Origin of the sequence: Veillonella parvula (genome assembly GCF_018366295.1) — a bacterium.
Classification (GTDB): Bacteria; Bacillota; Negativicutes; order Veillonellales; family Veillonellaceae; genus Veillonella; species Veillonella parvula_P.
Window position 1 is genome coordinate 1 of sequence record NZ_JAGZIJ010000012.1, and the last position, 20,879, is coordinate 20,879.

At 41.0% G+C, this 20,879-nt stretch carries 18 protein-coding genes and 1 rRNA gene; 17 read left to right on the forward strand and 2 right to left on the reverse strand.

Annotated elements, in window-relative coordinates:
* Positions 1 to 30: 30 nt before the first annotated feature.
* Positions 31 to 147: ribosomal RNA gene (gene rrf / locus KHY58_RS09175) — 5S ribosomal RNA — on the forward strand.
* Positions 148 to 311: 164 nt separating this feature from the next.
* On the opposite strand, the gene KHY58_RS09180 is transcribed toward rrf, so the two are convergent.
* Complete coding sequence (locus KHY58_RS09180; RefSeq protein WP_278473165.1) at positions 312 to 587, reverse strand: helix-turn-helix domain-containing protein; 276 nt, start codon at positions 585 to 587, stop codon at positions 312 to 314.
* A complete protein-coding gene (locus KHY58_RS09185) occupies positions 568 to 939 on the reverse strand; it encodes a type II toxin-antitoxin system RelE/ParE family toxin (RefSeq protein WP_278473167.1) in 372 nt (123 codons plus the stop codon). Before KHY58_RS09185 ends, KHY58_RS09180 begins: the two co-directional genes overlap by 20 nt.
* A gap of 415 nt (positions 940 to 1,354) precedes the next feature.
* On the opposite strand from KHY58_RS09185, the gene KHY58_RS09190 reads away from it, so the two are divergent.
* From KHY58_RS09190 to KHY58_RS09265, 16 genes are all read left to right on the forward strand, one after another.
* On the forward strand, positions 1,355 to 1,726 hold the full coding sequence (locus KHY58_RS09190; RefSeq protein ID WP_227065766.1) for a CGGC domain-containing protein: 372 nt from the start codon (positions 1,355 to 1,357) through the stop codon (positions 1,724 to 1,726).
* A 154-nt stretch (positions 1,727 to 1,880) separates the two neighbouring features.
* Positions 1,881 to 3,053, forward strand: coding sequence for a M48 family metallopeptidase (locus KHY58_RS09195; RefSeq protein WP_278473169.1), 1,173 nt, complete (start codon positions 1,881 to 1,883; stop codon positions 3,051 to 3,053).
* 638 nt (positions 3,054 to 3,691) lie between these two features.
* Positions 3,692 to 4,303, forward strand: coding sequence for a MotA/TolQ/ExbB proton channel family protein (locus KHY58_RS09200; RefSeq protein WP_004694376.1), 612 nt, complete (start codon positions 3,692 to 3,694; stop codon positions 4,301 to 4,303).
* Positions 4,300 to 4,704 carry an ExbD/TolR family protein gene (locus tag KHY58_RS09205; protein ID WP_012863667.1) on the forward strand — a complete coding sequence of 135 codons (405 nt, stop codon included), beginning with the start codon at positions 4,300 to 4,302 and terminating at the stop codon, positions 4,702 to 4,704. Before KHY58_RS09200 ends, KHY58_RS09205 begins: the two co-directional genes overlap by 4 nt.
* Positions 4,705 to 4,708: 4 nt before the next feature.
* Complete coding sequence (locus KHY58_RS09210; protein ID WP_278473170.1) at positions 4,709 to 5,458, forward strand: TonB family protein; 750 nt, start codon at positions 4,709 to 4,711, stop codon at positions 5,456 to 5,458.
* A gap of 130 nt (positions 5,459 to 5,588) precedes the next feature.
* A complete protein-coding gene (locus tag KHY58_RS09215) occupies positions 5,589 to 8,042 on the forward strand; it encodes a TonB-dependent receptor plug domain-containing protein (protein WP_278473171.1) in 2,454 nt (817 codons plus the stop codon).
* Positions 8,042 to 9,064 carry an ABC transporter substrate-binding protein gene (locus tag KHY58_RS09220; RefSeq protein ID WP_278473173.1) on the forward strand — a complete coding sequence of 341 codons (1,023 nt, stop codon included), beginning with the start codon at positions 8,042 to 8,044 and terminating at the stop codon, positions 9,062 to 9,064. The genes KHY58_RS09215 and KHY58_RS09220 overlap by 1 nt, the downstream gene beginning before the upstream one ends.
* A 12-nt stretch (positions 9,065 to 9,076) precedes the next feature.
* Positions 9,077 to 10,123: a FecCD family ABC transporter permease gene (locus KHY58_RS09225; protein ID WP_278473174.1), complete on the forward strand. Its 1,047-nt coding sequence runs from the start codon at positions 9,077 to 9,079 to the stop codon at positions 10,121 to 10,123.
* Positions 10,123 to 10,884, forward strand: coding sequence for an ABC transporter ATP-binding protein (locus KHY58_RS09230; RefSeq protein WP_195213586.1), 762 nt, complete (start codon positions 10,123 to 10,125; stop codon positions 10,882 to 10,884). The genes KHY58_RS09225 and KHY58_RS09230 overlap by 1 nt, the downstream gene beginning before the upstream one ends.
* Positions 10,885 to 10,902: 18 nt before the next feature.
* Positions 10,903 to 12,846, forward strand: a complete 1,944-nt coding sequence (locus KHY58_RS09235) for a TonB-dependent receptor (protein WP_278473175.1) — start codon at positions 10,903 to 10,905, stop codon at positions 12,844 to 12,846.
* Between the two features lie 143 nt (positions 12,847 to 12,989).
* Positions 12,990 to 14,972 carry a TonB-dependent receptor plug domain-containing protein gene (locus tag KHY58_RS09240; protein WP_278473177.1) on the forward strand — a complete coding sequence of 661 codons (1,983 nt, stop codon included), beginning with the start codon at positions 12,990 to 12,992 and terminating at the stop codon, positions 14,970 to 14,972.
* 43 nt (positions 14,973 to 15,015) lie between these two features.
* Positions 15,016 to 15,969, forward strand: coding sequence for an ABC transporter substrate-binding protein (locus tag KHY58_RS09245; RefSeq protein WP_278473178.1), 954 nt, complete (start codon positions 15,016 to 15,018; stop codon positions 15,967 to 15,969).
* Positions 15,962 to 16,999: a FecCD family ABC transporter permease gene (locus KHY58_RS09250; protein WP_278473179.1), complete on the forward strand. Its 1,038-nt coding sequence runs from the start codon at positions 15,962 to 15,964 to the stop codon at positions 16,997 to 16,999. Before KHY58_RS09245 ends, KHY58_RS09250 begins: the two co-directional genes overlap by 8 nt.
* Positions 16,999 to 17,844: an ABC transporter ATP-binding protein gene (locus tag KHY58_RS09255; protein WP_012863677.1), complete on the forward strand. Its 846-nt coding sequence runs from the start codon at positions 16,999 to 17,001 to the stop codon at positions 17,842 to 17,844. Before KHY58_RS09250 ends, KHY58_RS09255 begins: the two co-directional genes overlap by 1 nt.
* Positions 17,845 to 17,928: 84 nt before the next feature.
* A complete protein-coding gene (locus KHY58_RS09260) occupies positions 17,929 to 18,858 on the forward strand; it encodes an ATP-binding protein (protein ID WP_278473181.1) in 930 nt (309 codons plus the stop codon).
* A 2-nt stretch (positions 18,859 to 18,860) separates the two neighbouring features.
* A complete protein-coding gene (locus tag KHY58_RS09265; protein WP_278473183.1) occupies positions 18,861 to 20,876 on the forward strand; it encodes a VWA domain-containing protein in 2,016 nt (671 codons plus the stop codon).
* Positions 20,877 to 20,879: the final 3 nt, after the last annotated feature.

The following is a 20,879-nucleotide window of genomic DNA, read 5'->3' on the forward strand; positions in this document are numbered from 1 at the left end:
TGTGGTTTTCAGAGTACAAACTCTGACAGATTCAGTGGCGATGGCTATGAGGATCCACCTGTTCCCATCTCGAACACAGTAGTTAAGCTCATAAACGCCAAAAGTACTTGGCTGGAGACGGCCTGGGAGGATAGGAAGCTGCTGATTGATTAAAGGCACACCTGAGGGTGTGCCTTTTTTTGTATGGCTTCCTATCCTCCCAGGGGCCCTGGTAAGCAGGGCAGTAGAAGATACTATTATGCTTATATTTTTGCGTATATAATACATAAAAATCCCTATATGCTAAATTAAATTAGCATATAGGGATTATTTTATATTAAACTAATCTTTACTTGTTTATCTAAGGCAAATGCAATTTTACACATAGTTGTTAAACTTGTATTTGCACCTTTTTCTATGCGAGCAATTGTAGATTGCGGGATACCGGATTTTTTCGCTAAATCTCGTTGTGTTAAACCGGCAGCTTCCCTTGCCTTTAAGACTGTTGCTGCATTTTCTAGTCTAGCTTGTTCCTCATAATATCCTTCCTTAAATTTTGGATCTTCTAATTGCTCTTTTAGAAAATTGTCAAATTTTATTGTTGGCATATTGCTCCTCCTCATATTCTGCTTTAATTGTTTTTGCGTGTTGGATTTCTCTTACGGGTGTTTTCTGTGTTTTTTTAGTAAATCCATGTGTTACGATATATTTATTACTATCTTTATGAAAGTATAAGACACGTTGTATATGAGTGGATATCTTAGATCTTATTTCATAAATTTCATAGTCTAACTTTTTTACAAGTTCAAGTTGAAATGCTATAATCATTCCTTTTTTCTCTATAATTTCAATAGTAGCCATTAACTTTCTACGATCTTTATAAGGAAGTGTATTGTAAAATTCAAGGAATTCATTATGTCCATTAGGTCGCGTATAGAACTCAAACTTTGGTTTCTCCATCCCAATCCTTCTTTCCTCAATGATAGCATATATGCCTTCAAATCTCAATTTTAAAATTATTACTTATTCAAATTCTTATCTTTACTATATAGATTTAATAGTAGTTTTTTGTAGCTTAAAGAAATAATGAGGATAATTCTTTAGCCTTGTAATCAGGTTTCAAGCTTGAAGGTATTTAACTATCTTTAATGGGCTGTAAAAAGGAGAAATCAAGTTATATTATTTATTGTTATAAATAATACTTTTACAACTTAAACAACCTTTTTGGTTCTTTTATAAGAGTTGAATAAAACTAGTACTATTTAAATCAATGCTTAATTTGTATATTTTTAGCATTAATTATCGTGCTTTGAAGCACATATTTTTCTCATGGATATGGTATACTTAGGCTTATATCATATTTATAGGAGGTCATATGGCTAAGAAAATTGCGGTCCTCGTTAATGAGGAGACAATGCAGCGCTGTTCTTGTGGCGGTTGTTTGAAAGCATTTATGAATAAAGCGGATTCTTTTGAGCGTTATGCTGATGAGGATATTGAGTTGGTGGGGTTCACACATAGTGGTGGGGATCTAGCCAAGAAGATTGAGTCTTTCAAGAAAAAAGGTGTTACTGCGGTACATCTTTCTACATGTACGCGTGGTAAGAATGAAAATTATGAAAGCATCGCAGAGCAGTGTGCTGAGGCGGGCTTTGATGTAGTAGGCTATACACATGGTGGCGCTGTTTCTAAAGATGGTAAAGAAGCGATAGTACTTTCAGCTAAACCAGTAACGACAGATCAATAGTCAACAATGCTTGAATTAACTATAACAGTTTGCAACATCTTATGATAGATGAATGATTGTTCCATTATTCATTTTATATTTACACTAAACTTATATTATATAGATAGTATGTAAATTATGAGTGATATATTTATCATTATGAGAGGTTGAGAGAATGAATAAGAAACTTACAGCGGCTACTTTATCTATTGCTATGGCAGTGACAATGGCACCTACTGTGATGCAAACGGCTTCTGTCAATGCTGCTTCTGCTGCGGTACAATCCTTAGCTGGTGGTGCTATTGCTATGGCTTACGTATCTACTGCATTAAATAAAATGGATAATTCTGCAGAGGGGCAACAGGAGAGTTTGGCACGCACAAAAGAGAAAACTGGTTATTTAAACGATAGTGCAGCTCAAGAGCGTGTAAATCGAATTATGAAGACATTAGAGGCTACACCTAGTGTAAAGCGTTCCTACGTTGTCTATGCGAATCCTGATGAGGAGTTTAATGCGTTTGCCACACTTGGTCGTGTTATGTCTATTAACAAGGGTGCTTTAGATACACTGGATGATGATCAATTAGCCTATGTAATGGCCCATGAAATTTCTCATGGCGAGCATAAAGATATTATTAATGGCGCTAAGAAACAAATTGGTCTTTCTACAGCAGTCGGTATAGCCGCTGGTGGTAGTGAAGGCGCGGCTATTTTATCTAATGTGGCAGGCAACTACTTATCTAATCAAGTGTTTACGATGAGTCAAGAAAAAGCTGCTGATGAGTTAGGCTTTAAGATTTTAAGTGAATCTCCATACAATGTGGGTGGTGCAGCTGGTTCTATGGCAGTACTGCGCAACAAAGTGGGGGAACACTACCGCGAAGGGCTTTCACAAGTGGTAGCACCTAATAACCATCCAAAGTTGTCCGATCGGGTGAACAATAATATTTCTCGTATGTACACATATTCTGGGAATCATGTAAACGTATCGAATGGTACTGTGTACGTAAACGGTGATAATATCTATACTCCAGCAGGTAGTGGCCGCTACACAGGCGAAGAGCGTGCTTATTACATGGCTGGTAAATTGGCACGATTGTATCATAACAATCAAGTGACACCAGGTTCTGCATCCTATAGTGGTGACACTGTAACGGTAGCTGGTCAATCCATTGTTTCTACGCCAAATGCAGATGTAGCATTACAAGTGGCAACAAATCTTAACAATGCATTTGTAAAGCCTGCAGGTTCTGCTGTTAATGCGAAAAAACCAGTGAAGGTTAAACAAGAAAAACCTAAAAAGGTAAAAGAAAATAAAAAGATAAAAGCTGATAAAGCTAAAAAATAAATGAGAGTTATAAATGGCATATAATTTGCTTTAAGGATTTATGTTATTATAATCAGAATAATCAGAGGACTGAGCCCATGAAGGCTTAGTCCTCTTTTTATATGGATTGTAATTTTTATAGTTTGAGTATAAGTTTATATGTTAATAAGTTTATAAGATGTATTGAGGGATATACGAGTAAGAAATAGACTGTAAAGATATTGTTGATCATAAGTATAATTATTATTCATGTGTAAATAAATTATATTCATAAAGCAATAATAGATTCATAAAAATACAGAGAATCTTTTGAGAATGGAAAGTGAATTGTAATGGGTTTATACCATGAAATATAAGAAATTATCTTGTTAAACATAGTTGCTATAGAAGGTTTTATTATATTTCTTGTAATATTTATGAATTATTTATGCGATAACTTAGTGTTGTCTATATATGGTGGATAGATGTATATTTAAGGTGGATGAAATATGTGCTTAGAATGGAATCCTATAGAAATACCATAACGGTAGGGGGTATAGGGTTATTGTACTTATACATGCTTTATAGGATAATGTCAATGTTGGTGGTTAATCTAATAATATAGATGACCATTTTTTTGTTAAATAATACGTAATTTTATACATTATATGGAGGCTATGATGGAGTATACAATTCACCTATTTAATGCAGGTGGTTTCGTTATGTATCCACTTGTACTATTCATGTTAGCAGCATGTACTATTTTATTTGAACGTATTCGTACGTACAGAAACATCAATCATGAGTTACAACAGTTGTCCGATAGCATTGATGCAGGTCGTAATAGTAATAATTGGTCTACTCTAGAAAATTCTATAAAAAATAGTGATGACGCATTGAGTAGATTCGTATCTCCTATCGTGGAGTCTGTATATAGTGCGGAAGGTTTAGAGAACCGTTTACATGATGTGGTAGGTTACATGGATGAACGTTTAAAACGCGGTCTTAACTGGCTTAGCATGATGGTAACAATGGCTCCATTACTTGGACTTTTGGGGACTGTTGTTGGTATGATTCGATCCTTCGCAGCCGTTGGAGGCGATATTGGTGCGCCTACTGTTATCACAGGCGGCGTATCCGAAGCGTTGGTTGCCACTGCAACGGGGCTTTCAGTAGCTATCGTAGCATTAGCTATCCATAGTTGGTGTACAGATAAAGTAAATTCTGATATTGCAAAGTTAGAGCAAAAATTAGGTTCTATTATGGATTTATATATTAGGAGTCAACGATGAAACGTAGTTCAGTAGGCATACAAAAAGAACCTACCATCATGATTATACCTATGATTGATATCGTTTTCTTCTTGCTCGTATTTTTCATGATGAGTACGCTATACATGAATACAGAGGAACAAATTCCTCTTAACTTACCAAAGGCCTCCTCTTCCTCTGCGAAGACGATTGAGCCTATCACGATTTCATTAACAGCTACACATAAAATGTATTTGAATGAACGTGAGATTGCCCCTGATCAATTGGGTAATGAAATTCAAGGGATTGTTGCAAAAGAACCTCAACAGGCATTTATTGTACGTGCCTCTGAGGATATTGCATATAAGGACGTTATCAATATTTTAGATAATCTTAAAATTAGTGGTGCTCGGTTTGTTAGCGTAGCTACAGAACGGAAGTGATTCTATGGTAGACAAACGATATGGAATTCCTTTCGTAGCTGCATTGGTATTAAATCTTGTATATTGGGGTGTTGTAGGTGATTGGTTTGGTCATATAAAACCTCCAGAAACACAAAAAAAAGACTTGGTTATCAACCTCGATATGGGGCAGCAAGAACCTCCTCAAGAAAAGAGGAATCCTGAGAAACTAAAGATTCACCCTGACGACAAACCCGTCGCAGGGGGCGGTAAAGCAGGTAGTGTGTTGCCTGATTTATCGGGAAAGCCGACAGAAGGCTTAAAAAATCTGAATCCTTACTTAGGTGGCAATGAGACGGCATCAGTCAATTTGAATGGTAATACTGATAATCCTGTTGGTAATCCAGGAAGTGGCAATGTACCAGGCCCTGGTGGTGGTAATGCTGGCAATGGTGGGCTTAGTGAAGAAGGTAATGGATCTAAAGGTGGTGACCCAGGTCCCGGCGATGTAGAACGTCGTGGGGGCTCTTACGATAGTTCAGGTTATATCGCTCGCGTTGAGAGTAATAAAGTGATGCCGCAACAGGCGGTGCGCCGTGGACTCAGTGGACGAGTTTCCTTTGAAATCACTTTTGATGCCGATGGCAACTTTGCTGGTGCGAATATGATCGGTAGTAGTGGCTCTAGCATTCTCGATAATGCTGCTGCTAGCCTCGTAGAGAGCTCTGGAGGTATAGAGAATACAACAGGTGAGCCAGTTACGATTGTGGTTAATGTAGATTATGGTTATAATTAATCTTCTATAGCTGATAATGTATGAATTATGTTTGTGTGTAGTTGTAATTCAGAAAATACAAGAAACGCATTTGTTAGAGGATTAGTTTTAATATTATTTTTATTGTGTATTTATTGTGTGTGGAGGGTTTATGACGAGTCGTCGTATTTTATCTGCTGCTATTGCAGCAACGTTAGCGTTAGGTACGTATCAAGTATATGCGTATGATGAGAACTTCAAGGGTTATGAGGTTCATAATGTTTCGGTGAAAGCCGATGCGGCTAAGGATGAGTATGGTAATACCATTACTGAGCAATCTTATTACCGTACTGGTGGTGATGTAAAGGTTATCACTCGTGAAGAGATTGAAAAACGTCATTATCGCGATGTAACTGAAGCGATTAAACGCGTTCCAGGTGTTACATTCCAAAATCCTGGTTACCGTGGTGGTGAGTATGGCTACCAATTCTACAATAATGGTGTATCCATCAATGGTGACTCCCGCGTTGTAGTTTTGGTGGATGGTCGTCGTGTAGACAATATTACATCTGGTCGTTTAGGTGATAGTTCTGAAAGAGGTTCTAAATCTACAGGTGTAAATATCGATGAAGTAACCAATATGGATGCTATTGATAAAATCGAAGTTATCAAAGGCCCTGGTGCTTCTCAATACGGTTCTGATGCTACAGGTGGTGTAATCAACATCATTACACGCCGTGGTAAAGGCAATTTCAGCGGTTCCGTTGATTTGGCTACAGGCAGCTGGAATAAGCATAGCTATAATTTGACTGTACAAGGTGCGGCAGGTAAGAATGCGTCTACTGGTTACTTTGTAACAGCTACTCGCACTATGTCTCAAGACTCAAAATACAAAGATGGCGATACTGGTGAAGTAGCAACTCTTACAGGTTCTAAGTGGAAAGAAGAAGGCTTTAATGCGCGTATTGACCATGAGTTCAATAAGAAACAAAGCTTACAGTTTTCTATGAACTTCAAAAAAGGTCGTGATGGCTATCCAATTTCTACGCCTAGTCGTAAATACTGGAATGCAGATGATTGGCGTCGTATTATTTTCAATGCTGAAGTTGGCCAATATGATGCTAATTACAAGCTGAAAACAGATCCTAAATATGTAAATCCAGATAAAAATCCACAAGGCTATGCACCTAAGTTGTATGGTGACTCCAGAAACCCTGGTTACCACAATTTATTCGCTTTAGATGGTAACTATGGCTCTTATAGTAAGTTTAAAAACTTGGATACAGATTTAAAGTTTACTTTCGATCGCCAAGGCCAAATGGAAAGCTTTGCTAGATTGTATCGTTTAGATCATCGATATGAAGGTCGCGATACATATACATGGTCTAAGCTTGGTAGTGAGACTGCACGTGCTGCCTATGCGGCGGCATTCCCTAATGGCGCAACTGTTGAGCAATTTAATGCATGGGTTGATTCCAATTTGGCACCATTCCCTGATCGTCGTGATGCATTGCGTCAATGGATTTCTGACACAGGTGGTATGGCAGGTAGCCCAAATAGATGGTATAAAGAAAACAAAACAGGTGTAGAACTTCAATGGACTCGCCAACTTGATAAGCATGATATCATTGCTAATATCGACTATAGTCGCTCTAATTTGAACTCCCGTTCTATTAAACGTAATGGTGATGTAGTGTCTTCTGATATTCGTCGCAATACTTTATATGCTTATTTGCAAGATAAAATCTACATTGGTAACAATGTGGAATTAACACCAGCATTGCGCTATGTACACTATAGCAGCATTCAAGGTAATGGCAGCGGTGACTCCCAAGGTAAAGGTAGTGTAAGCGCCTTGACTCCTAGCTTGCATGGTCAAGTTAAATTTAATAAAAAGACTAGCATGTACGCGGGCTGGACTCGTATCTTAAGACCGCTTAAAACAGGCGACTATAGTGCGACTGATGGCGTATTTAATACACCGTTAGATGACGAAAGAGGAGATGCTTTCACATGGGGCCTATTACATACATTTGGTAAAGGTAATAATACTACTGTAGCAGTTCATTATGATTACACGCGTATGAGAAATGCCATCGCTACATTGCCAATTTTGAATAGCAGATCCGGCGAGTTTGAAAAAACAGCAGTTAATGCAAAAGAAAACAAACAATCTTTCAATATTACAGTAGACCACAGATTAAATGAACATGTAACAATGAGTGCGTCTTACTCTCATATGAAAGATAAATGGTTATCTAAAGGTGGTTGGATTCTTGATCCAAACTGGGGTTATAGCAATAGCGATGATATCAATGTGGCTATTAATAGCTTGCGTCCGCAAAACCACTATGCATTGAACATTTCCTATGATAACAAGCGTCTATATTCTGGCTTGTTGATTAACTGGTACACTGGCAACAGCGACTATGCATTCACTCATAGACGTTTCCTCATCGTGGACTGGAACCTCAACTATGATGTAACAAAAGATTTAACTGCGTACATCGTGGTAAATAACGTTCTTAACCGCGCTTATGAAACAAGCTATAGTGCTTACAATGGTCGTGGTAGTGCGGCTATGCCAGCACGTTCCTTCATGATTGGGGCGAAATATAAATTCTAATGATTAGATTCAGCGTATTAATACTATGTCTATTAATATGTGTAGGTTGTGGTCCTCAGCAGGTAACTGTTGAGGACCATCAGTCTACACCAGCACATATCGAATTGCAGCCACCAGTGACAATTGAATCCTTTGTACGCCGAGGGGAACCTTTTGAAAGTACCTATACGGCGGTGCCCGAGCGTGTGGTGGCGATGTGGCAAAACTCCATAGAAACTATCATTGCTCTTGGTGAAGGCGATCGTATCGTAGCGGGCATGGGGATTCCAGATCGCAAATACGTACGACCAGAATACCGTGAAGCGTACGATAAAATTCCATATAAGGATATGAAATACGCCAATTTGGAAAGCGTATTAATGATGAAGCCTGATTTGTTGGTAGGTTGGAAGTCTACTTTCACAAATAAAATGTTACAAACACCTACATTTTGGCAGGCGAGACAAGCGAATGTATATATTGCAGAGTCCTCCTTGGGGGCTCAATCGGCGCTCACCATGGATATGGAGTATAAATATATTCGAGATTTGGGGCGTATTTTTAATCGAAACATGGAAGCAGAGCGTCTCATTCAAGAGATGCAACAATCTGTGGCGTACACGGTAGCCCAAACGGCTCATGAGAAGCCACCAAAGGCATTGTTTATTGAGGTGCAAGGCAAGCATTTTCGATTGTATGGACATAAGACATTAGCTGGTAATATAGGGGCTTCCTTGCACGCCGATGTGATCGACACGGAAACGCCATCCATTAGCATGGAGGACGTGGTGGAGCAGAATCCGGATGTAATTTTCTTGATCGTGTCTGACGGCGAATATAGTCAAGCGGATGTGATTATGAACTATGTATTAACGCAGCCAGGTTTACAAGGTGTTAATGCATTGCGCAATAAACGCGTTCATTTCTTGCCATTGCTTGCTGTATATAGTCCTGGTATTCGTTTATTAGATGGTATCGACATCGTATCGCATGGGTTGTATCCTAATCTATATCCAGAAGGGGTACCAGATTTAATTCATTAATAAAGGAGCAGTATGCTAAAACGAATTGGATATACTGCTGGCGGATTTGTCCTCATAGGGGTGCTAGCAGTAGCCATTCTATGGGGACTTTCTGTTGGTACAGTACAGTTTTCACTTTCTCAAATTCTCAATATTGTAATAGATCAATTTTCTAGCCCATTGGCTATTGATGATCCTATGAATAGTCCTGATCAGACTATTATTTGGTTACTACGTATGCCGCGGTTGTTGATGGCCGCTATTATTGGAGCAGGTCTTGCCGTATCTGGCGTTATAATGCAGGCCATCGTTAAGAATCCACTGGCAGATCCTTATATCTTGGGGATTTCCTCCGGTGCGTCTCTCGGTGCTACGATAGCTATTTTATTTGGTGTAGGCGTTATGTTCGGTGAGAACTTCGTCGGCGTTATGGCCTTTATCGGGGCTATGGCGATTTCCTTCGGTGTATTGTTTATCTCGAACTTGGGTGGCCGACCAAATTCGGTGAAATTGATTTTAGGGGGCTTGGCGTTAAGCGCCGTATGTAGCTCCTTCTCTAGTTTTGTGGTTTATTTAGCGGACGATAAGGAAGGCATCCAAACCATTACATATTGGTTGATGGGTAGTTTTGCGGGCGCTAAATGGGATATGTTGCCGTTTATTGCCGTCGTTGTCCTCGTGAGCATCATCTTTTTCTGGTCTCAAAGCAGAATTTTAAACATGATGCTCTTCGGTGATGAGGTGGCCATAACTTTAGGGCGCGACTTACATACGTACCGCCAAGTCTATTTGATTATTAGCTCTCTTATCATCGGTTTTGTAGTGTACGCGGCGGGCATGATTGGCTTTGTAGGCCTCTTGATTCCTCACCTCGTGCGCATGACAATCGGAACGAATCACTGGACTTTGATTCCGTTCAGCGCATTAGGGGGCAGTATTTTCCTCGTCATTGCTGATGGCTTGTGCCGATGTATTATTCCTCACGCAGAATTGCCAATCGGCATTCTCATTTCTCTCATTGGGGCACCAACCTTTGTATACATGTTGGTGCGTAAGAACTACGGATTTGGAGGGGAATAATGAATATTCAAACAGATAATATCCAAGTCTCATTTGGTTCTAAAACGATTCTTCAGGATATTTCCCTAGATATACGAAATAAGGAATTCGTTGGCATTATTGGTCCTAATGGTAGTGGTAAAAGTACGTTCTTGAAATGCTTATACCGCGTGCTTCAGCCTAATCATGGGAAGATTTTCTTTGATGGCACTGAAATGAGTTCCTTAAGTCATCGCGATACAGCCTTAAAAATGGCTGTAGTGGCACAGCATAGTACGGTTAACTTTGATTTTTCCGTCCTTGAAATGGTTCTCATGGGCCGTTCCCCTTATAAAGGGCTACTCGATAGAGATCAAATTGATGACTATGAAATCGCCCGACATGCATTAGCTCAAGTAGGGCTTAGTGATTTTGAAAGTCGCAATTTTAATACCTTATCTGGTGGTGAGCAGCAGCGCGTTATCTTAGCGCGTGCCTTGGCACAACGCACAGAATGCCTAGTGTTAGACGAGCCGACAAACCATCTAGATATTAAGTATCAGCTGGAACTGATGACGATTGTAAAACGCCTTGATGCAACCGTAGTGGCTGCTATTCACGATTTGAATCTAGCAGCCATCTATTGTGATCGTCTCATTGCGTTAAAAGACGGTTCAGTAGTGTGTACAGGTACCCCTCATGAAGTATTGACAGAGGATACCATTCGCCATATTTACGGCGTGTCCGCCACGGTACAAACATTACCAAATGGACGATTAAATATTATATATAATATGGAATAATTGAAAAAAGAGGCGTGGATGATGAAACGAATGAATAAACAAGTCTATGTAGCAGTGCTTATGGCATTAACTACTATGTCAATTAATAGTTATGCTGCAGATGTAACAATGAACAATAATGAGGAAGAAGTTACCATAAATGTTACCGCTAATCGTACATCGTTATTAGATTTAGATACACCAGTATCGACTTCTGTTATTACTCAAGAGGATATACAAAATAGCGGTGCTAAGACGGCTTTTGATGCGGTCGCTAATGTACCGGGTGTAACCATTAACTCCTTTAGTGCGTCTGGCGCAGATTTTGGTGGCATGGATAGCCGTACGAATATTCGTGGTCTCGATCGCGGTGCACTTGTTCTTGTAAACGGTGTACCTATGAACTTAAATGGTAAGAGCGGAATTGGCTCTATACCTACCAGTGCCATTGAGCGCATCGAAGTTGTAAAGGGGGCGGCCTCTACCTTATATGGCGCAGAAGCTTTAGGTGGCGTTATAAATATTATTACAAAAACGCCGTCAAAAGAGGGCGGTTCTGCTACGGTAGCTGTAGGTAATCGAGGCTCCAAGAGATTTGATATTTCTTATGGTACTGATCGATTCCTCGTTGGTATCGATAGAAAATACTGGGGGACTCAAGATCCATCTACACCGGTGCGGTATGACTATACAGGCCGCAAGGGTTATGATTACTACACTACGCGCAATAAAGGTAATTCCTTAGGTGTGTTCATGAGCGGTAAGCTTTCAGATAAGATAACCTTAAATTATACTCGCGCTGAAAGCCGTTCCTCCTTTGGTTTGATTAGTACAGAAAGAAATCCTGTGAGACAGGCTCGTCATTCTACGACATATCATTACAAGGATGACCGTAATAATGCATCTTTGATTTATAAGGATGATAATACGACGGGAACATTGTTTTATAATGACCGTACTATGCGTGGTGAAAGCCGTGTTCATAGTGCTAAACAGTTCAAGCCGACCGAAACCAGTTATGTAGCTCGTCAATATGGTATAGATGTACAACATGAATGGGACTTTAGAGGCGGTAAGGATTATTTGATTGCCGGTGTTACAGGTAAGCAAGAAACCTATCGTGCCACACAGGCCCCTGTGTATACACGGCCTCATCGTAATACCTATGCGGTGTACAGTAGCTATTCTCGTGAAATCAATCCCAAATGGACTGCCATTTTGGGCTTACGTTATACAGCCATTAGTGATCCTATTAAGGACCAACATGTATTAACGCCTCAGTTCCAATTGTTGCACACCATCAATAAAGCTTCCTCCATGTACTTAAATATAGGGAAAGCTTACACGATGCCTAGCTTGAGTGATTCATTCCGTAGCGTGAACCGCCAATACACAGCAGTAAGTGGTAAAAATCTTAAGCCTGAAGAGGGTTGGAACTATGAATTAGGTTATAAACGTCTTAATAAGAAGGATAGCTGGAAGGTGGACGTGTTCTATATGGACTTCAAGAACTTCTTCCAATGGCAACCTGATGTAAATGGTCGCCCAACCGTTCGCGTAAACGGTGGTAAATTCCACAATGTTGGGATTGAAGCTGAGTATAGTAGACATTTGTCAGATCGACTCAAAATGAGTGTAAGTGGTTCTTATTCTAATCCAAAACAAAAGGAAATGAATGAAAGCTATTGGAAACAAGCGGCTCCTAAGTTACAGTTTACAACCGGCATTCATTATAAAAGCCCAACCTGGGAAGCTGGTACATCCTTTAGCTTTGTTACCAAACGTTTGCGCAATCGTGATGGCGGCTTGAATCCTAACATTGCTCTTTGGAATGCTTACGTTGGGTATCACTTTAACAAAGATGCTACATTACGCCTCGATGCACGCAATCTTTTGAACCGTCATAATGTAGTATCCAATGGCGATTATGAATATTGGGATGCACCATTCAATTATGAATTAAGTTATACACAAAAATTTTAATATGTATTAACGATACAATCCCCCGAGAATGCAGTAGCGGTAGGGGTATGGGTTTTGTGCGGGCCAAATAAATGTGTAATAATACAAATATGTAGTTTATATAATTGTGTGAATGTATATATGTGTTAAGTGAGGCATTTGGTATGAGACAACAAATTAAGCATCGTATATCTATACTTGTGGGTTTAGCATTGATAGGATTGTCTGTGAATGGATATGCAGCAGAGGTAAGTGCTGATAAGACTCCCACTACAGCTGCATCGAGTGAAACTAATGGAGTATCTGAAATCCATACTATTAATGTAACAGCAAATCGCATGGCTCTTTTAGATTTAGATACGCCGGCTGCGATGGATGTTATTACTCAAAAGGACTTAGCTAATAGCGGTGCTAAAAATGCATTTGATGCAGTTAATATGGTACCAGGCATTACGTCTTTTTCCTATGGTGCATCCGGTCTTGAATATGGGGCTATGGATAGCCGTGTGAATATCCGTGGCCTTGAACGGGGATCCTTGATTCTCATGAATGGGGTACCGATGAACCTCAATGGCAAGGGCGGCCTTAGTTCTATTCCGACTAGCTCTATTGAACGCATTGAAGTATTAAAAGGTGCAGCCTCTGCTTTATATGGCGCTGATGCTATGAGTGGTGTTATCAATGTAATTACTAAGACTCCAAGTAAAGAAGGGGGCTCTGCTACGGTAGGTTTTGGTAATATGGGTCGCCAAACTTATAAAATTAACTATGGCACGCCTCGCTTCTTAATTGGTGTGGAACGTAACTTCTTTGGTGCTCAAGATCCAGAAACCCCTATCCGCTCCGATATCGGTGCTTATGCTAGAGGCTATGAATATTATACAGCTCGTAACAAAGGGAATTCCTTAGGTGTATTTATGAGCGGTAAATTAAATGATAAGTTGACTTTGAACTTTAGCCGTTTTGAAGGTAATTCTTCCTTTGGACAGTTGAGTACGGAAACGAATCCTATTAAGCAAAAGCTTCACTCTACAACATATGCTTATAAAGATACTAAAAATAATGCGTCTTTAGTTTATAAAGATGGCAATACTACAGGTACAATCTTCTACAATGATAGAGATTTGTATGGTAAAAGTCGCATACATAGTAAAAAGACATATACGTTGAGTGATAACAACTATATTGCTCGACAATATGGTTTCGATGTGCAACATGAATGGGACTTCCGCGGTGGCAAGGACTATTTCATTGCAGGTGTACTTGGTAAACGAGAAACATATCGCACTACATCTGGTCCATACTATGGAAATCCACATCGCAATAGTTATGCCATTTATGGTACATACTCCTATCAAATCAATCCTAAATGGACTAGTATTTTAGGCTTGCGTTATTCGGATATTAAAGACCCTGTGAAAAATCAACGCGTATTAATTCCTCAATTCCAATTACAACATCGTATTAACAAGGAATCATCCATGTACATAAATGTTGGTAAAGCCTTTAGAATGCCGAACTTAAGCGATACTTTCAAGAAAATTAATAAAGGCTATGCCTCTGTTAGTGGACGTAATTTGAAACCTGAAGAAGGTTGGAATTACGAATTAGGCTATAAACACATTACTAACAAAGATAGCTGGAAAGTAGCGCTCTTCTATATGGACTTTAAAAACTTCTTCTCTTGGAAACCGGATAGCAATGGTAAAAACACGATTCGCGTAAATGGTGGTCGTTATAGAAATGTCGGTATCGAAGCTCAATATGGTCGTAAATTAACAGATCACTTAAAAATGACTGTGGGTGCATCGTATTCTAATCCAAAACAACGAGAAATCGATAAGATCTATTGGAAACAAGCTAACCCTAAATTGCAATTTACAGGGGGTATCCATTACAATAGCTCAACCTGGACTGCAGGTACTAGCATCAACTTTGTCACAAAACGGATGAAGAACCGCGATGGCGGTACAAACCCAAATCTTATAGCTTGGAATGCATACGTAGGCTATCAGTTCAATGAAAACTCATCCTTGCGGCTAGATGCACGTAACTTGTTAAACCGTCATAATGTTATTTCAAACGGAGACTGGGAATACTGGGATGAACCATTTAATTACCAACTCAGCTATACTCAAAAATTCTAGTCTTTATGTAATCACTAATTAGAACTATACAAGGAGTATCATCATGAACAAGAAAATTGGATTTTTCATATGTTTGATGATACTCCTTTGTGTATGTATAGCGGGTTGTGGACCTCAATCGGAGGCAAATGTAACGCCATATACTCGTTATGTTGAAAGTCACGATGGCGTTCAAGTTGCTGTTCCAGAGCATCCAAAACGGATTTTATCATTGTCTTCTGCGTTCGACACAATTTTATTAGGACTTATAGAACCAGAACGTTTAGCAGGCATTAATAAATTGTCTACCTATGAGGAATATTCGCTAGAGGCAAAGCGCGCAAAGCTGGTAAAACCAGTGTTGAGTTCGTATCCTTTGGAGAAAATCATAGCCTTGAAACCGGATCTCGTTATAGCGCCAGATTATATATCGGCTGATGTTATCTATGGCTTACGGCACATGGGTATAGCCACTGTTGTGGTACCTACCCCTTCTACGGTGGACGGAGTGATTCAGAATGTGATGGATATTGCTCATATTATCGGCGAAGATGAAAAGGGTAGCTTTTACATTCGGAAGATTCATCGTGAAATAGATGAAATAAAGCACCTAGCAGAATCTATTCCAATTGAGCAGCGCAAGACGGTTCTCTTTGTATCATCTATGGACGGATATACGGGAACAGGAAGCCTTTTTGATGATATGTGTCACTATATGAGTATCTATAATGCACCGAATCGGATTGGCTTACCGCCGCACATACCCTTTGGGGAGGAGCGGGTATTAGCCATGAATCCAGACTACATTTTTATTCCATCCTATAAGGGAATGGACAAGAATTTGGCGGATCGATATTTAAAAAATCCGGCCTTTCAAAATCTGCCGGCTATCAAGGAAAATCGTGTTAAGCCTTTACCGGCAGCGTACTTATATACTATGAATCAGCATATTGGGGAAGCGATGCTAGCCATTATGTATACTGTGTATCCTCAATTAGAAAGGAATTCTCATGACTAAACAGACACAACGCATCATGGCGATCACTCTGATTGGGGTATTGCTATGTATCGTGAGCTTATTGGCGCTCCATATAGGGACCATTATGATTCCTATTGGAGGGGGCGTCCAAAGTATTTTGAATGGTATGGGTATACCAGTGAGTTTTACTGAACCTATTTCTGCTGAACAAGAGGCGGTACTGTGGTTTATTCGGATGCCGCGCCTCATCATTGGACTACTCGTAGGCGGTGCCTTGGCAATCGCTGGCGCCGTTATGCAAGGGGTATTCTCGAATCCGTTGGCTGATCCAGGTATTATGGGCGTATCCGCAGGGGCATCTCTCGGCGCCGTTATCGCCATCGCCCTTGGTGTAACATCTCTTGGCATGTTTTACATGCCTGCCTTTGCCTTCGTAGGGGCCTTTGTATCCGTTGGGATTACTATATTGTTAACATGGCGTAATAACAAGCTCGACACGACCACCTTGTTGCTTGCTGGTGTAGCTGTTAGTATGCTGCTCGGTGCTTTCACATCGGGCATTTTGACTATGATTAATGAATACCGCTTGCGTGAATTCCTATTTTGGATGGTGGGTGGACTTGATTTTCGTCGCTGGGACCACGTTCTACTAGCGGTGGGGCCTATCATGACGGGCAGCGTTATATTAATGATGCTCGGTCGTCACCTGAATGTACTCGTTCTCGGCGATACAGAGGCGCGTGCCTTGGGTTTGCCTGTTATGGTGTATCGCATGCTATTCCTGTTTTTGGCATCTGTCGTTACTGCTACTGCGGTGTGCGTCAGTGGTTCCATTGGCTTTGTAGGTCTTGTGGTACCGCATATTGTGCGTATCTTAGTAGGGCCAGATCATCGAATACTATTGCCTATGGCGGCCGTTGGAGGCGCATTATTCCTCGTATTCTGTGATACATTAGGTCGCGTTATTGCTCAGCCAGTTGAGATTCGCGTAGGTATCATGACGGCTCTATTAGGGGCACCATATTTTCTATATTTACTTCATCGCTTGCGTCGTAAAGGAGGGGCCTAATGAAACTAGATGTTCAATCTCTATCTGTCACGTTAGGAGACACAACCATTGTAAAAGAGGCATCCTTTGCTATTGACCGGGGCGAGTTCGTAGGCATTATCGGCCCTAATGGCTCTGGTAAAACAACGTTGTTAAAAGCATTGCGTGGCCTTTATCCTACATCTGGTGGAGATGTTTTGTGGGATGGTAAAAGCATCTCTTCTTTGAGCGATAAAGAAATCGCTCATCATGTGGCGTATATGCAACAGTCTGTAAATGTTTCCTTCGATTATGAAGCCATCGATATTGTGATGACCGCTCGTTATCCTTATTTGAAATGGTGGGAACAAGAAGGCCCTGAAGATAAAGTTATCGTTGAACAGGCTATGAAAGAGGTAGGCGTTTATCATCTGCGGAATCGTTCTGTACAATCTTTGAGTGGCGGTGAGCGTCAACGGGTATTCTTAGCAAAGGCTTTGGCACAACAAACAGAGGTCCTATTACTAGATGAGCCGACGGCTGCCCTCGATCTAGTATATGCTGACGATATCTTTCATGAGGGTCGCAGATTATGTGACGAAGGTAAAACGATTTTAATTGTCGTTCATGACTTAGAATTAGCCGCAAAATATTGCACTAAACTCGTCTTAGTTAGTGATGGTCACATCGTTGATGTAGGTGCACCTCGAGATGTGCTCACTGCAGATAATTTAAAAGCTGCCTTCCACTTGTCTGCAGCAGTTTACGACGATCCATATTTCAAACAACAACGTATCTTTGTGTTCCCAAAAGGAACTACGGATATTGAGGATTATAAACAAACAGAGACTAGTGGAGAGATGTCAATTGACCCTCAACTGAAATAGACATATGGGTGCCTATGTATAGGTCAGTAAATTTCCTGTTTATCTTGATATATTTGTATTGCTATTCCTAGCGAGGTCAGGCTTATGTTATATCCATTTACTGCTATTGTTGGTCAAGATGAAATGAAATTGGCTCTTTTGCTAAATGCCATCAATCCGTCCATTGGCGGTGTGTTAATTGAGGGCGAAAAGGGCACTGCAAAGTCTACGGCTGTACGTGCATTGCCAAGCCTGTTACCTCCCATGGAAACAGGGACTGATGCGATGACCGTAGTAGAATTACCTATAAATGCTACGGAAGACCGCGTTGTAGGGTCTATTAATTTAGAAAAGGCGTTGCAAGAGGGGGTAAAAGCTTTTGAACCGGGGATTTTACACGCAGCACATCAAAATATTCTCTATGTAGATGAGGTGAATCTATTAGATGACCATATTGTAGATATTTTGCTAGACGTGGCCGCTATGGGGGTAAACACGGTAGAGCGTGAAGGAGTAAGCCATTCTCATCCATCTCGCTTCATCCTCGTCGGAACTATGAACCCTGAAGAGGGGGACCTAAGACCTCAGCTATTAGATCGCTTTGGGTTGTCCGTCATGGTCTATGGTGAACAGGATCCAGCCCAGCGGATGGAGGTGATTAAGCGACGTCTTGCATTTGGCGATGCTCCAGAAGCGTTTATAGCGTCTTATGAGGAATCGGAGCAAGCATTACATGAGCGCTTGCTACAAGCTCGCAAATTATTGCCAACCATTATTCCCTCCGATGATAGTTTGCTTAAGATAGCAAGCATTAGTATCGGCGTTGGCGTTGATGGCCATCGTTCAGATATTACGATGATGCACACCGCTCGCGCTCATGCAGCCTTTCACGGTCGCTCACAAATCGTAGATGACGACATTAAGGTGGCTGCAAGATTGACGTTAAAACATCGCATGCGGAGATTGCCTTTTGAAGAACAAGGTCACGACGAAGACCGCATCGATACAGCAGTATCTGCGGTAATCGAGGGCTAGCTATGGAAACATCTGTACAAGAGGCTCTCAAAATAGGCCTTGTAAACGACCAGATACATAGCATTGTCATTTCTGGGGGAACTGGTGTCGGTAAAAGTTTTATGGTTCGTCAGTGCCTCAATACATGGCATATTCCCTATCGTGTTATACCGGTTTATATAGATAGCTCACAACTTCAAGAAAGCATCGATTTTGAAGCCTCTCTCGAGCAAGGCAAGATGGTTATGTCCTCTAGTCTATTAGATGACGATAATACGCGATGCTGGCTCATCGATGATGGTCATGTGGTATCCCCAGAAGTGCGTCATGCCTTATTAACAGAGGCAAAAGGCCGTCACATCTTGTTGATTATGACCATAAACCATGAGCATAGAGCCTTAACTGATGCGGAATGGGAACTCGTAGATGTACACGTATCTATGGAACCAGCTTCATTGGAGTCTAGGGTGGCGGTATTACAACAAACTCGAGATGTAATTTCTTGTGCAGATACTGTGTTACCTTCAACAGAAGAGCACTCATCTAAGGATGTAGTCAGTTTAATCGATCATAAGCGGATTTCATCGATTGCCGTTCCTGATGCAATGATTTCATTAGCCATTTCCTATGCACTCCAAGCTCGTACTGTAGGTTACGGTGCAGAGTTTATATTGCTTCAAGTTATGAAATCACTGGCGCTTCTTGAGGGGGTTTCTTACTGTAAGCCCATTCATGCAGAGCGGGCCGCTCTTTATGTACTGCCTCATCGGATGAAGCGTGATGACACAACCACATCACAGCCTTCACAAGGGGAGAATGGAAATAGTAAAACAGATAGAAATCAACTAGAAAATAGGGCCGAACATGCATCGGACCAAGCTGATGAAGATGCACAATATGAAGCGGACCAAAATGATTCTATGGGCAATGAAGCAGCTCCTAAGGATTCAAACGCTAATGATGGGGACACTCATTCTGCTATGAATAGTGCAGAAGATGCATCTTCTCAGCAAGACGATTCAAGTGAAGCTGATGGTTCTAATCAATCTAACGACTTAGATGCTACACAGAAGGAATCCAGTGATTCCGAGGCTATGAACGTAGGTGGAGACGACTCACAACGCTTATCCTCTTTATGTTTGCCCGATACGGTTGCCCGTATAGCTAACCAATTATTCCAATGGAAACTAGAATCCTCTAAAACAGTAGACCGTCAGTATCGCAAGGGCTCAGGTCGTCGCCTCATGACCAAAACAAAGGACACTAGAGGGCGTATGATTCGAGCTTACCAAGATGAACATGCGCTAGAGGACTTAGCGCTAGTCGATACATTGCGTGCAGCAGCACCCTACCAACGATTGCGGGCTGCTACTAAAATGGAACAAGAAAAGCTATCTACTCAGTCCCAGCAATTAAAGCAACAAGGCGGCAAGGGATTATCTTTAGTGATAAAACCTCAGGATTACCGCCGAAAAGCCCGTGAAAAGCGCATTGGTGCATACCAGCTTTTCGTAGTAGATGCCAGTGGGTCTATGGCGGCGCGTCATCGTATGGAGGCCACTAAAGCGGCTATTCTCAGTCTCTTGCGAGATTCTTATATCCACCGTGATTCGGTAGGGCTCATTGCGTTCCGCAAGGAGTCGGCAGAGGTGTTATTGCCTTTCACGCGCAGCGTAGAGCGAGCAGAGCGATTGTTAGCCTCTATGCCTACAGGCGGTAAAACGCCGTTAGCTCACGGTTTACGGATGGCCTATACCATGTGCGATAGATTGTTGCGTGCCCATCGGGCGGAACGAATTCAGATTATATGTATCACCGATGGTCGAGCTACGTCGGGTGATTCTGAGGACCCTATAGCGGAGTCCAAGCAATGGGCTCGTATCCTTGGTACTTTGCCTGTAGATTGTATCGTTATCGATACGGAAACGGGCTTTATCAAACTTGGATTGGCTAAGGAATTATGTAAATTGATGAATGGCAGTTATTATGCCATGGATACTATTACTGCAGATCGTATTTTGCGAGTGTCTCGGAGGTAGATC